This is a genomic window from Flavobacterium sp. GSB-24 (assembly GCF_027924665.1).
Classification (GTDB): Bacteria; Bacteroidota; Bacteroidia; order Flavobacteriales; family Flavobacteriaceae; genus Flavobacterium.
The window spans coordinates 3,194,191-3,207,855 of sequence record NZ_AP027043.1 but is presented as its reverse complement, the minus strand read 5'-3'; the positions used below and the strand labels follow the sequence as shown (position 1 = coordinate 3,207,855).

Annotated in this window: 15 protein-coding genes; 5 read left to right on the top strand and 10 right to left on the bottom strand. The window is 32.4% G+C overall.

The annotated features are described in order from the left end of the window. Positions 1 to 272 precede the first annotated feature (272 nt). Positions 273 to 614, bottom strand: a complete 342-nt coding sequence (locus tag QMG60_RS13890) for a hypothetical protein (protein ID WP_057118359.1) — start codon at positions 612 to 614, stop codon at positions 273 to 275. A gap of 212 nt (positions 615 to 826) precedes the next feature. Here QMG60_RS13890 and QMG60_RS13885 point away from each other — a divergent pair, with 212 nt between their 5' ends. After that, the gene (locus QMG60_RS13885) at positions 827 to 4,030 is read left to right on the top strand and encodes a PAS domain S-box protein (protein WP_281865311.1); all 3,204 of its coding nucleotides are present in this window, start codon (positions 827 to 829) and stop codon (positions 4,028 to 4,030) included. Positions 4,031 to 4,032: 2 nt separating this feature from the next. Here the strand turns inward: QMG60_RS13885 and QMG60_RS13880 are convergent, their stop codons facing one another. Further along, complete coding sequence (locus tag QMG60_RS13880) at positions 4,033 to 4,464, bottom strand: response regulator (protein ID WP_057118361.1); 432 nt, start codon at positions 4,462 to 4,464, stop codon at positions 4,033 to 4,035. A 192-nt stretch (positions 4,465 to 4,656) separates the two neighbouring features. Here QMG60_RS13880 and QMG60_RS13875 point away from each other — a divergent pair, with 192 nt between their 5' ends. Beyond that, a complete protein-coding gene (locus QMG60_RS13875) occupies positions 4,657 to 5,157 on the top strand; it encodes a pyridoxamine 5'-phosphate oxidase family protein (protein ID WP_057118362.1) in 501 nt (166 codons plus the stop codon). Between the two features lie 109 nt (positions 5,158 to 5,266). On the opposite strand, the gene QMG60_RS13870 is transcribed toward QMG60_RS13875, so the two are convergent. From QMG60_RS13870 to QMG60_RS13860, 3 genes are all read right to left on the bottom strand, one after another. Continuing rightward, positions 5,267 to 5,980: a DUF72 domain-containing protein gene (locus tag QMG60_RS13870; protein ID WP_281865310.1), complete on the bottom strand. Its 714-nt coding sequence runs from the start codon at positions 5,978 to 5,980 to the stop codon at positions 5,267 to 5,269. Beyond that, the gene (locus QMG60_RS13865) at positions 5,977 to 6,708 is read right to left on the bottom strand and encodes a DNA-formamidopyrimidine glycosylase family protein (protein ID WP_281865309.1); all 732 of its coding nucleotides are present in this window, start codon (positions 6,706 to 6,708) and stop codon (positions 5,977 to 5,979) included. Before QMG60_RS13865 ends, QMG60_RS13870 begins: the two co-directional genes overlap by 4 nt. 67 nt (positions 6,709 to 6,775) lie before the next feature. After that, positions 6,776 to 7,348 (bottom strand): ferritin-like domain-containing protein, encoded by a 573-nt coding sequence (locus QMG60_RS13860; RefSeq protein ID WP_057118365.1) that lies wholly within the window; start codon positions 7,346 to 7,348, stop codon positions 6,776 to 6,778. A gap of 189 nt (positions 7,349 to 7,537) precedes the next feature. Between QMG60_RS13860 and QMG60_RS13855 the strand changes: the two genes are divergently transcribed. After that, a complete protein-coding gene (locus QMG60_RS13855) occupies positions 7,538 to 8,071 on the top strand; it encodes a hypothetical protein (RefSeq protein ID WP_281865308.1) in 534 nt (177 codons plus the stop codon). Positions 8,072 to 8,138: 67 nt separating this feature from the next. Here QMG60_RS13855 and QMG60_RS13850 read toward each other — a convergent pair whose 3' ends face one another. The 4 genes from QMG60_RS13850 to QMG60_RS13835 form a co-directional block, all read right to left on the bottom strand. Then, entirely contained in the window at positions 8,139 to 8,786 is a 648-nt protein-coding gene (locus tag QMG60_RS13850) for a DUF5661 family protein (protein ID WP_281865307.1), read from the bottom strand. 90 nt (positions 8,787 to 8,876) lie between these two features. Next, entirely contained in the window at positions 8,877 to 9,038 is a 162-nt protein-coding gene (locus QMG60_RS13845) for a DUF1328 domain-containing protein (protein WP_082586828.1), read from the bottom strand. Positions 9,039 to 9,118: 80 nt separating this feature from the next. Beyond that, complete coding sequence (locus QMG60_RS13840; protein WP_134141698.1) at positions 9,119 to 10,216, bottom strand: DNA topoisomerase IB; 1,098 nt, start codon at positions 10,214 to 10,216, stop codon at positions 9,119 to 9,121. A 41-nt stretch (positions 10,217 to 10,257) separates the two neighbouring features. Further along, entirely contained in the window at positions 10,258 to 10,497 is a 240-nt protein-coding gene (locus QMG60_RS13835) for a Rho termination factor (RefSeq protein WP_281865306.1), read from the bottom strand. Between the two features lie 323 nt (positions 10,498 to 10,820). Here QMG60_RS13835 and QMG60_RS13830 point away from each other — a divergent pair, with 323 nt between their 5' ends. Together QMG60_RS13830 and QMG60_RS13825 are read left to right on the top strand one after the other, a co-directional pair. Continuing rightward, positions 10,821 to 11,621, top strand: coding sequence for a hypothetical protein (locus QMG60_RS13830; RefSeq protein ID WP_281865305.1), 801 nt, complete (start codon positions 10,821 to 10,823; stop codon positions 11,619 to 11,621). Between the two features lie 124 nt (positions 11,622 to 11,745). After that, a complete protein-coding gene (locus QMG60_RS13825) occupies positions 11,746 to 12,333 on the top strand; it encodes a DUF4142 domain-containing protein (protein WP_057118371.1) in 588 nt (195 codons plus the stop codon). A 158-nt stretch (positions 12,334 to 12,491) separates the two neighbouring features. Here the strand turns inward: QMG60_RS13825 and QMG60_RS13820 are convergent, their stop codons facing one another. Then, on the bottom strand, positions 12,492 to 13,544 hold the full coding sequence (locus QMG60_RS13820; protein ID WP_281865304.1) for an NAD(P)-dependent alcohol dehydrogenase: 1,053 nt from the start codon (positions 13,542 to 13,544) through the stop codon (positions 12,492 to 12,494). Positions 13,545 to 13,665: the final 121 nt, after the last annotated feature.

Genomic DNA, 13,665 nt, shown 5'->3' with positions numbered 1-13,665 from the left:
ATTATTATTTGAGAGGGACAAAGGTTTAAAGTTGCAAAGGTTCAGAGATTTCTTTTAGAGGGACAAAGGTTCAAAGTCGCAAAGGTTCAGAGGTTTTTTTTATAGGCTAAAAGGTTTACTTTGCCCCTTACTACAATTTGTCTCTTTAAATATAACCTTTGCCCCTCTGAACCTCGAAACTTTTGAACCTCAAAAAAAAAAAGCAGCTGCCCCAAATAAATTTGGAACAACTGCTCATCAGCAAAATAAAAATACCAATCTATTTTTACTTTTTATGTCAATTCGCTTATATCAGCATTTTTAGAATAATTAGCTTTCGGAATATCTTTAAAAAATTCAGCTTCTTCTAAGTCAGCTGTTGGTCCGTATCCTAATAAATGGGTTCCTTTTCTGTTGTCTTTTGTTTCAATAACATACAAGATAGACATATCATCTGGATCGCTCATACCTTCATAACGATGGTGGGCTACAATAAAAATATCTTCTGGTTTGTATGCTGTTTTAGTTTCTGAATCTATTAATTGATCATTTTCAAATAAATAATTCACTGTATATCCTTCTTCTTGATATCTTTTAATATAATCGGTTTCGTGTTTTGAATCTTCTCTTTTCATGGCTTTTTTATTTTTAATCTCTTTATCAAATTTCCGTATTGAAACCAGATAAAATTAACTCAAACGATTTTAATCTTGCCTCATTCAAAAATGAGACTTTTTGAATATTTATTTTTTATTAATTTTAACGAAGCCTAACTTTAGGCAAGAATTACTACATTTAAAAATTAATAAAACTCTGTTTATTAATAAGAGAATAAATACCACATTTAATGAACACTAACAATTATGAATTTCTGGCCAATGGAGGAGAAATGGGACAGCTTACCCGTGCCAAAGATTGGAGTAAAACTGAGGTTGGACCAGAAGCATCTTGGCCGCAAAGTCTTCGTACTACTTTAGGAATTTTATTAAACTCCAAATTCCCCATGTTTTTATTTTGGGGGCCAAATCATATTTGTTTTTATAATGATGCCTATCGTCCTAGTCTAGGAAACGATGGTAAACATCCCTCAATCCTTGGTGAAAAAGGCGCCGATTCATGGCCGGAAATCTGGCATTTTATTAAACCTTTACTGGATCAAGTACTTATTGAAGGAGAAGCTACCTGGCATGAAGATCAGCTGCTTCCGATTTACAGAAATGGCAAAATCGAAGATGTTTACTGGACATTCAGTTATAGCCCTGTGAAAAATGATGAAGGAATAATAAATGGAGTTCTTGTAATTTGCAACGAAACTACCGATAAAGTAAACATTCGTAAAAGGCTTGAAGAAAGCAACGAACGCTATTTAAGTAACATTCTTCAAGCTCCAAATGCGATGTGTATTTTTAGAGGTGAAGATTATACAATAGAAATTGCCAATAAATTGATGCTGGAAATTTGGGAGCGAAAAGAAGAAGAGGTTCTTCATAAACCTGTTTTTAAGGCACTTCCCGAAGTGACCAATCAGGGTTTAGAAGAAATTCTGAAAAATGTTTATACTACTGGTGAAAAATTTACCGCCAACGAACTTCCTGTAAGTCTAAACCGAAAAGGAAAACCGGTAATTAATTTTATAAATGTTACTTATGAAGCTTTAAAAGAAGCCGATGGTACTATTTCTGGTATTCTGGCTATTGCCAATGATGTAACGCTGCAGGTCCTTTCCCGCACTGCTGTTGAGGAGAGCGAAAAGCGTTTTAGAAATATTGTAAAACAGCTTCCGCTCGGGATTGGAATTTTTAAAGGGAAAGATCTCGTTGTAGAAATGGCGAATGATACTTATCTGCATATTATTGATAAAAATGAAGAAGATATATTAGGCAGGCCAATTTTTGATTCTGTTCCTGAAGCAAAAGAGACTGTTTTTCCACTACTAAAAAACGTTTTTGAAACAGGTGTTCCTTACTATACAGACGAACTTCCTGTTACTTTAAATCGTTACAACAAACAGGAGTTAGGTTATTTTAATCTTGTATTTTATCCCTTAAAAGAAGAAAATGCGATTACAGGTGTTATTATTGTTGCCTACGAAGTTACAGAAGAGGTAAAAGCGAGACATTTATTAACGGAAAGCGAAAAAGCATTTCGAAATATTGTAATGGATTCTCCAATTGCAATGGCAATATTTAGAGGTAAAGATCATATTATCGAAATGGCCAATATTTCGATGATGCGCAATATCTGGCAGAAAGAAGAAAAGGATACAATTGGAAAGCCTTTATTGGAAGTTTTCCCAGAATTGGAAAATCAAAAATATCCCGAATTGTTAAATGAAGTTATTGCTAATGGAAAAACGATTCAAGAGAACGAAGCGATTGCTTATGTTGATATTAAAGGGAAACTAAAGAAATTCTACTTGGATTATGAGTATACTTCGCTTCTTGAAAAAAATGGGCAGGCTTCTGGCGTTATGGTTACTGTTAACGATGTAACGTCTAAAGTTAAAGCAAGAAAAAAAGTAGAAACTGCCGAAGAAAGAGCAAGATTAGCAGCCGAAATTGGAGAAATTGCGACTTGGGATCTTGATCTTCAGAATAAAAAATTAATTTATAGTGATAAAATCCTGGATATTTTTGGATTTGAAAAAAAAACAAAAATAGTACATCAGGATATTCGAAGCCGAGTGCTTCCCGAAGACGAGCATATCTTAGTAGAAGCTTTTGCAAAGGCACTTTTAACAGGTATTTATAAATACGAAGCACGTATTCAAAAATTAGATGATTCTATCAGCTGGATAAAAGTCCACGGCAGGATATTTTTTGATGAAAATAAAGACCCTTCAAAGATGATCGGGACTTTGATGGATATTACTGACGAGAAAAACAGCCAGCAGGTATTGATGAAGAATGAAGCAAAATTTAGACTTCTGGCCGATTCTATGCCTCAGCTTATTTGGACAAGTGATACTTTGGGAAATCTAAATTATTTTAATGAAACTTTTTACAAGTATTCTGGATTATCTAAAGAAGAAATCGATAAAAATGGATGGCTGCAAATTGTACATCCTGACGATCGGGAAGAAAATGTTAAACTCTGGATGCATTCTGTAAAAACAGGTAATGATTTTTTATTCATTCACCGTTTTAAACGTTATGATGGTGAATACAGATGGCAGTTGAGCCGTGCTATTGCACAATTGGACGAACAGGAAAATATTCAAATGTGGGTGGGTTCAAGTACAGATATTGAAGATCAAAAAAACTTCACCAATCAGCTTGAAGAGCAGATTATTGAACGTACTACTCAGCTGGAACTTAAAAACAGAGATCTTGTTAACATGAATATCGAACTACAGTCGTTTGCTTATATTTCGAGCCATGACCTTCAGGAACCTTTGCGAAAAATACAAACGTTTGCCAGCCGTTTATCTGATTTAGATGAACAAAACATATCGGCAAATGCTAAAACATATCTAGCCAGAATTGAGATTTCTGCCAAAAGGATGCAGAATTTAATACAAGACCTGCTCGCCTATTCTAGAGCTAATTCTGCAGAACGCGTTTTTACAACGGTTAATATTGACGAAATTGCAGAAGAAGTCATCAGTGATTTCTCTGATCGAATTGAAGAAAAAAATGCAGTAGTAGAATATCATAATTTAGGAGAAGCTACCTTGATTCAGTTCCAATTTAGACAGCTGCTTCATAATTTGGTAGAAAATGCGCTTAAATTTTCTAGAAAAGGAGTTCCTCCAAGAGTAGAAATATCGTCAGAATTGGTAAAAGGAAGTTCTCTGCCAAATGCTGAGTTTAAAGATAAAATGTATCATCATCTGCAAGTTGCTGATAATGGAATTGGCTTTGATCTTGTCTATAAAGAAAAAATCTTTGAAGTTTTTCAGCGCCTGAATACAGAAAGTGAATATAGAGGAACAGGAATTGGTCTTGCCATCGTGAAAAAAATCGTTGAAAACCATAAAGGTATCATTACCGTTTCCAGCGAAAAAGACAAAGGTTCTGTGTTTAATATTTATATACCTGATATGTCTTAAAATCAATATTTGAAAACAAAATTGGTTTTATTTGGCACAAACTGCTTCCAATTTATACTTATCGCGTGCTCTATTGATTTTATAATATCACTCATTAAAACGGGCTTGGTTATAAAACAATTCGCTCCAAGATTTCGGCATTTCTCGATAATGCTGGGCTCACTTGATGTAGAATAAATTACTACTGGGATATCTTTTTTATCCTCGGAACTTCTAATTTCTTCTAAAACTTCAAAACCGTTTTTTCCAGGCATATTTAAATCCAGAAAAACAACGTGCGGTGTTGGCGGCGGATTAAAAATAGCATCCAATAATTTTTCTCCTCCAGTATAAGTCTGAAGTGTGATTTTTTGCTTTATTGACTCTACTGCATCAGCAAAAATGCTTAAATCATCTTCGTCATCATCAGTATAAAAGATAGTATAGTTTGTCATTATTTTTCGAGTATGATTTTAATACTCAAATATAAGCATTTTTGCAAAACAATCAATATGAGTATTTATTCTTACAAAAATATAAATTGAAATCTCATAATTTATAAGTTTAATTATATAAGCCTAAAAAGATAAAAATAACCAATTTTACTAGTATGAAATTAAACAAATACAAACTTAAAATATAACGTTATGGGCGATCATAAAGACCTTACAGATGAATTTGCAGTAGATAAAATAAAAGATCTTGCAGAGAATATTAAAACATGCATGTTTTGTACTTACAATGAATACCGACTGCAGTCGAGACCTATGTCTGTTCAAAAAATTGATGATTCAGGAAACCTTTGGTTTTTATCAGATCGAAACAGCAGTCATAATGCTGAAATTTCTTTAAATCCAATGGTGGAATTATTTTTTGCTGAACCGCATGATAAATTTTTAACCCTTCATGGAACAGCAACGATCCAGTATGATAGAGAAACTATTAAAGAATTGTACGACCCAATTGTTAAAGTCTGGATGCCAGGCGGCGAAGATGATCCGAATTTAAGTGTAATTAAAGTAGTTCCTGAAGATGGATACTACTGGAATAATAAAAACGGTAAAATCGTAGCTATTGCTAAAATGACTGCAGCGTTTGTAACTGGAAAAACAATGGATGATGGAATTGAAGGAACTTTGAAACTATAGTTTTCTATTCTATTTCATACAAAAAAAATTTAGCCACAGAGCAAAGATTACTAGGATTTCAAAAATCTATAATTCTTTACTCTGTGGCTAATTTTTTTATAATTAATATCTAAGTATTCATTCGTTTTAATTCTAATGCATTTAATATACCTGCTTCACTCGCAGTATTATTAAAATAAACAAATCCTTTTTTCGAATCTAATTTATTACTTACTGCTTCTAATTCTTCTGTCGAATAACTGGAATAAAACATTTTAGGAACACCATGAAATCGTACATAAACCAATGGAAAATCCTTGAAAATTGTTTTAGGAAGATCCGGATGATTAACGCTGCAAAACGTAATTTTGTTTTCTTTGAACGAATTCCATACTTCTTCATTCCACCAGCTTTCGTGACGAAATTCGATCACATTTTCAAATTCATAATTTAGACTGCCTATTATATTTTCTAATTTCTCTTTGCTATAAGCATAACTGGGAGGAAATTGGAATAAAATAACAGCGAGTTTCTCTTTCATACCAGATTTACAAACATTGTAAAAATCATTTAAAAGACCTTCACAATCCTGTAACTTTTTGATGTGCGTAATTTCTTTTGGAACTTTAATAGAAAACAAAAAAGATTCTGGGGTTTTATCGTACCAGTTTTGAAAAATTCTAAGAGTAGGAAATTTATAAAAACTACCATTAAATTCGTATGTGTTAAAATGCTGGCAATAAAAATCAAACCAATTTTTGGATGGCAGATTTTGCGGATAAAAAATGTTCTTCCAAAAGCTGTTATAAAAACTGGAACATCCTATTAATACTTTATTTTTCATGTATATTTTTTTTGACAATTAGTGCAGAAAAAACTTCTTCGTTTTCGTTCTCCTGTCTGTTTTTTATGAAATGGAAGATTACATCTTAAACAAACTGATTTTGTATAAGCTTCCCAATGTTTTTTGAGTTCAAATTTCTTTTTCCAGTATAAAAATTCAAAGCTGTATGTTGAGCATTCAGCAATAATCTGACTCATTTCTTCTGGTGGAATTTTTCCAACAATTGATTCTGGATGAATGTAGCAGCGATATAAAACTTCATTTTTTATAATATTACCAACTCCAGAAAAAATGTCTTGGTCTAGAATAACATCGCAGATCATTTTGTCTGACATTTTTTCTAGACTAATTTGTGCCTTCTTCGGATTCCAGTCATCATTCATCACATCTACACTCCAATCGTAATGAGAGTTGATATTTCCTTCTAATATTTTTACCGAACAGGTATAAAAATTTATTTCGCCATCATCAAAACCTAAACTCAATCTGGGCTGTGATACTTTACGTTCGTTGATTCTGTATGTTCCGAACATCAGTAAATGAATCTTAACCGTAAAAGAGTCAAAACATATTAAAAAATGCTTTCCCCAAGTTTTAAAATCATTAATGGTTTTATCCTTTAGGCGAGAAATATCTATACTGGTATTTCCAGAAACAGAAATTACTTTTTTTCCTGTAAATTGCTGTACCTCTTCTTTTAAAATTACTATAGACGGACCTTCGGGCATAAAATTTATTTTTAATTAAACTAAAAAGTGCAGTCCGAAAACTGCACTTTGAGTACATTCTTATTGCTTATTCAATTTCTGCTGCTTCAAGATTTACAGCATTTACAGCGACTTCCGTCAGTATTTTATCTGCTCCTTTTTCTTCATCAAGAGTTTGTTCCAGCAAAGTTGCCGCTTCTGGCAGACCAAGTGTTTCTGCAAACTGTCTTAAAGTACCATAAGTTGCAATTTCGTAATGCTCAATTTTTTGACTCGCGGCAATAATTGCCGCATCTCGCACTACTCCAATTTCGGTTTCTTCAAGCAATCCTTTTGCTTCTTCGATCAAACCTTCCATAGCGTCGCATTTTTTTGCTGTGGCTTTTTTACCTATAATTTTAAAAACTTCTTCTAAACGTGAAATTTGTTCTTCTGTTTCTGTTAAATGGTTGTCAATAGCATCTTTCAATTCAACAGACGATGCATTTTTAAGCATAACTGGCAAGGCTTTAGTTAAAGCTTTTTCAGCCCAATAAATGTCTTTTAAACTGTCTTCAAATAATTCAGTTAATCCAGAAGCTGCGTTTGATTTTGGTTTTGTTACTCCTCTTTCGATTGTCTCTTTTTTAGAGGTATTGTTTTTACTATCTGTAGTTTTCATGGTAATGATTTTTTATAATTAATAACATCATAAAAGTACTGCCTGCAGAATCAGACTGGTTATACTATTTTAAATATAAATTTCATTCTAAGCATCTGTTAATTATACAATTACATTAAATAATCCTATAAAACAAGGCAGGGCAATAGGCGTTAGATTTGTATATATAAATTACTAAAATTCAATATCATGAATACTACAGATAAAACAAACGGTACTTTTCCTCGAGATCCAGGAAACCCTAATAGTTCAGACAGAAATACTGTAATGAATGAGGAACTTTATGACTTAAATACAAAAGAAACTCAGAAAAGCCGAGCAGAAGATGCAGAACGCGGTTATACAGTTAGAGATGGATATAACCCAGACAGACCAAATCCAGATCAAGCATATGATGACGATTTAGACGATCTTAATGATGATTTTCATACCGATAGAGATCTTGAAGACAATGATGATGTCTTTGAAGTTATTTTAGAAGATGAAAATGATTTAGATGAAGAAGATGAGGACGAATATGTTGAAGAAGATCTTGATGAAGAAGTAGAAAATGACGAATTCGATAATCCTGCCGATACTTTTGAAAACGACTTTAATGAAACCGAAGACGATTTGGAAGATATTGACGATGAAGACGAAGACGATGAAGACAACGATTATATTGAAGATGATGTTCAGGAAGAAGAACCAGAATATCCGCAAAACGATCCACGCCGATTGTAAATTTCTCTGCTTCTAAAAAAATAAAAACCGTTAATTACTTAACGGTTTTTTTGAGTTTAAAATTCAACTAATCTCCAATAATTTTCAATACTGGAATATCATCCATTTTAGCCAGACGTTCTGCTAGTCCAGCTCTCGCTTCATTGAGTTCTTCTTCAGCTTTACCCAATTCTTTATACCATTTTTCTTTTTCAATTGTCGAATGTTCCAATTTTCTTAAAATTTCATAGATTTCTCCCTCTGCTTCCATCACTTTTAATCTTTTGTAATAAGTGAGACTTTCGGTCATGTGTGCAAGTGCAATCATGGCCGTTAAAAAAGGATGATTATTGGTAACATTGACATCTTTAATTTTGCCATGTTCCAATTCTACTTTTAAGGCAAAAGCAAATTCTTCCATGTTAAAAGCTTCGTATTTGCTATTCGGATCCAAATAGGCTTTTATGGCATGCACATTATTCATAGTCGAAAGATCTACGTCAGTTTGTGTGCTGTCACTTAAATCTTTATAAACTACATTTGCAATTGCTCTGGCCTCTGCAACCGTAGGATCATTTTCCGGATTATCAAAATCTCGAACCGACCAATCCCAATTTTCAGGATGAACCGGTTTTATATATTTTTCACAAAAATCTGTAACATCATTTTTCAAACTTACCATTACATCTTCTCTTTTAATATAGACATCTTGGTAAGCGCCGCTTTTTGTTCCCATGACTGTTATTTTTTTTTGAAACTGCAAAAAACGACACATTATAAAAATAACTGTGTCGTTTTTTTGTTCTTTTATTTACTGATATTTTTATTAAACTCTCGTTCTTCCGCTGATTAATGAAATAACGAATAAGACTAAAAATATAAAGAATAAAATTTTAGCGATACTTGCGGCTCCAGCGGCGATTCCACCAAAACCAAATATTCCCGCCACTATGGCTAGAATAATAAATGTGACTGTCCAACGTAACATAATAATAGTTTTTTAGTTAATAATGATTTTGTTTGTTTTTCAAACTTTTCAGCTTTTAAGAGATACTGTAACTCTATTTTTTAACTGCATGACGATTCTAAATTAATCTCATAATTTTGGATTAACTCAGAAAATGCAATTTCTGATTTCGTAAAATACTTTCTCGTACTTCGGCTTTTTTTAGCTAAATCAAAATACTTTTGAATCGAGCCATCTTCATAAGTCGAAATTAAAAGCGGATGAACGTAATAATCTTTACAGACTTTTCTAGTGTTTCCTAATGCTTCTGCCGTTAAATCAAATGCGGTAACCACATTTTTTTTAGCTTCTTTTTCATCAGAAGTAACGCCGATTTCCATTAAGCTTTCAAAGAAAATAATTGACGCTGCCCATGTTCTAAAGTCTTTTGCACTAAAATATTCACCTGAAATATTATGCAGATATTCGTTTACCATATGGCTGTCAAGTACTTTTCTTTCTCCGTTTTTATCGTAATATTTAAAAACTTCCCAGCCTGGAATTTCTTCGCATCGGCTTACCAGTTTTATCAATTGTTTGTTTCTGGTTGTAATCGTATGCTGCTTGCCTTTTTTGCCGACAAATTCAAATCGAAGCGAATTTCTATTGATGTTAATATGACGTTTTCTTAAAGTTGAAAGCCCATATGATTTATTGTCTTTGGCATATTTTTCATTTCCAATTCTAATATGAGTCTCTTCCATCAAACGAATGACCAAAGCAATAACTTTTTCTTTCGACCATTCTTTATTTTCTAAATCAATATCAACTTGTTTTCTAATAGCTGGAAGTTTAGCTCCAAACTCAGCAATTTTGTAAAATTTAGTTTGGTTTCTAAGCAGATTCCATTTTGGATGATAGCGATATTGTTTTCTATTTTTAAGGTCTATTCCAACAGCCTGTAAATGTCCGTTTGTAACATCTGTAATTCGAACATTTTCCCATGCCGGCGGAAGCACCAAACTATTAATTCTTTTTATTTCGTTTTTATTTTTTAGAGATCTTCCATTTTTTTTGTAAACGAAATTTTCTCCTTCACGACATCGAACAATTGTCAGCTGATGATCATTAATATATTCCAAATCTAATTTTTCAATCACTAAATGTGGAGTCTTAATTAACTGATTCATTAAAACTTCTTTTTTGGCCGCTGCATTCATGGTATTTAATTATTTATCACTGGGATCGTTTTAATCAATTTTTAATTATTTCGTAAAGAATCAATTAGACTTTTTTTATTCATATAAGATCTTCCTTCTATGCCAACTTTACTGGCTTGTTTTTGAAGTTCTTCTTTCGTCCATTCTTCATAAGGTTTTGCTTCACCACCTTTTTTTCCTGCATGAGGCATATTGGCAATTCTAGCAGATTTTTCTTTGCTATATCCCTTTTTTACAAGCGCCTCATATTGTTCTTCATTTTTAATTCGTGCATCTGGCATGACTATATATTTTTAAGGTTTAACATTTTCTAAATCTCATAATTCAAAGTTCTTTTAAAAGTTAAAGAAATTCGTTATAGAATTTTGGTTAGAAATTTCATAATTAAGGTTATGGATAATTGTGAATTATTAATTATAAGCTGTTAATTGTTGGATTTGATTTAATTTTCAAAAAAAAAAATCCCAATTCTTGGAATTTCTAACATTTTCATAATTCTTCTTTCCTTTTAGACTTATCCTAATACAATTATGACTTTAAAAGAAATAATACGATTTGCATACAGTTTAAATTTGCAATTAAATCATTTCTTAAAATAAGTCCAATGAATTCAATAAAAAATCCAAAAGTTGGAGATCTATTTTATACTCAAATAAATAGAAAGTTTTTCTTTATGCAAATAATTCATATAACAACCAACTTACCATCTCCATATAATAATGGGCAATATAATTATGGCTATTTCATGGCAGTATTTGAAAAATCTTTTTCTAAACTCCCACAAACAATTGAGGAATTAGATTTAAATAGAGTGTATCAGATAAAATCTAAGCCTAAAAAAGCTATTTTATATGTAAGCCATTGGAATGAAATTCCAGAAATCAAAGTAAAAGATGGACGAATAGATTCCGCCAAACATAAAAAATATAAATTCGTTTATTTTGGAAACACATATGTTACAAATAAATTTGAGCCCGTAATTCTTCGAGAGTTTACCTTGCCTTCTCGAAATATATCTGATGAAAAAGGTTTTACAATCTCTCATTCGCCTGACGATATAAATTGGATTTACAGCAGACTTATTCAGGATGAAGAGAAACAAAATGAAAAGACGAAAGAAATACTCCCAAAATATTTTAATGAATGGCTTGAATATGTTGAAGCTGATGCAATTATAAAAACAGAGAAAATTTTAACCTCTTTTGAACTAGATAGTCAAACAAAAGATACTCGAAAGGCATTAAAGAAATGTATTGTCGCACTTAATAAGTTAAATGAAAAACTGCAGTTTATAACAACTATTGAAGCTGAAAGTTTGGTTGATCAAATAGTAAAATTATCAATAAGCTTTGGACTGAATGATTTAGAATCAAATGAAATAATTGATAAGAATCGAGATTGGTAAAATATAATTGTTTTCATTCAAAAAATACTCAGCATCCAAATCATATAACAATCTCTAAAAATCCTGTAAGACATTGCTGTAACTTCTCAATAATTTTACATTATAACATTAAACTATTAAAATCATGAAAAAGTTACTATTAGCCGGAAAAGCCATTTTAGGAGCAGGATTAATTATTTTATTCCTTCAATCTTGTAAAAACGAAACTAAACAAGAAGATCCAAAAGAAGTTGCTGAGGATGCAAACGAGGCTAAATTTGATTCTATTGATAGCAAAGAAGATGATTCTGAGTTCTTAGTAGATCAAGCGGAAATTAATCTAGCTGAAATCGAAATAGGTAAACTGGCACAAACTAAAAGTACTAACGCAGAAGTGAAAAAATTTGGTAAAATGCTTGTTGATGAGCACACTAAATCTGCTTCTGAAGTAAGTGCATTAGCAAAAGCTAAAAACTTTACATTACCAACTTCTTTGACTGAAGAAGGTCAAGAAGAATACAATAAATTGAATGAAAAAACAGGAGTTGACTTTGACAAAAAATTCGCAGACATGATGATCGATGGTCACGAAAAAGCGATTAAAAAACTTCAAGACGCTACTAAAGATGCTCACGACGAAGATGTAAAAACTTGGGCATCTAACAATATTGCGGGTTTAACTGCACATTTAGAACATGCTAAATTGTTGAAACAAAACCTAGACAAAAAGTAAAATAAATTTAATTGGTTATTATTTATTTTTAAAAAACCCCTTAAGAGTTGAATTGCTTAAGGGGTTTTGCGTTTTATTTAAGTTGCTAAGAGACTAAGATTCTAAGGTTCTAAGAAAAAAACTTAGCGCCTTAGAATCTTAGAACCTTAGCAACTTATTTATTTTAAAGAAGCCATATCAATCACAAAACGATATTTAATATCTCCTTTTAGTAATCTTTCGTAAGCGTCATTTACTTCGTTTACACCAATTAATTCGATATCTGCAGTAATATTATGTTCTGCACAGAAATCAAGCATTTCCTGAGTTTCAGCGATACCGCCAATATTTGAACCTGCGAAACTTCTTCTTCCTAAAAGAAGACTGAAAGAAGTTACAGGAAGCGGCTCCATAGGCGCACCAACCAAAGTAAGCGTTCCATCAACTTTAAGTAAACTTAAGTAAGCATCGATATTATGTTCTGCAGAAACGCAGTCTAAAATAAAGTTTAAGCTTTTCGCATGCTGCGCCATTTGTTCTTCGTCTGTAGACAAAACAACCTCATCTGCTCCAAGACGTTTTGCATCTTCAGTTTTAGATAATGAAGTAGTGAAAACAACCACATGAGCGCCCATAGCTTTTGCCAATTTGATTCCCATATGTCCTAAACCGCCAATACCAACGATTCCTACTTTTTGGCCTGGACCAACTTTCCAGTGTTTTAAAGGAGAATAAGTTGTGATTCCAGCGCATAGTAAAGGTGCAACACCAGCAAGATCTAATTTATCTGAAATATGCAATACATAATTTTCATCGACAACAATACTTTGAGAATAACCTCCAAAAGTTTGTCCGCCTAAATGAACGTCAGGAGAATTAAAAGTCAATGTATTTCCTGGCTCGCAAAATTGCTCTAAACCTTCTTTACAATGTTCGCATTCTCTGCAAGAATCAACCATACAGCCTACTCCAGCCAATTGACCGACTTTAAAATTCTTTACGTGATCACCAACCTTAGTTACACGACCAACAATTTCGTGACCTGGAACAATTGGATAAATAGTTCCGTGCCATTCGTTTCTAGCAGAATGTAAGTCTGAATGACAGATTCCGCAGTATAAAATTTCAATTTCTACATCGTGGGCAAGTACTTCACGGCGTTTAATATCAAGTGTCTGCAATGGTTCTTCAGCAGCCTCAGTACCAAAGGCTTTTATATTTTTTGTTTCCATATTTTTTTATTTGTTTTGTTTCAAGTTTGAAGTTTCAGGTTTCAGGTTTACACGTAAAGAGCTCTAAGATTTACGCAAAGTACACAAGGGAAATTTTCTTTATTAAGATAAAAAACTTATA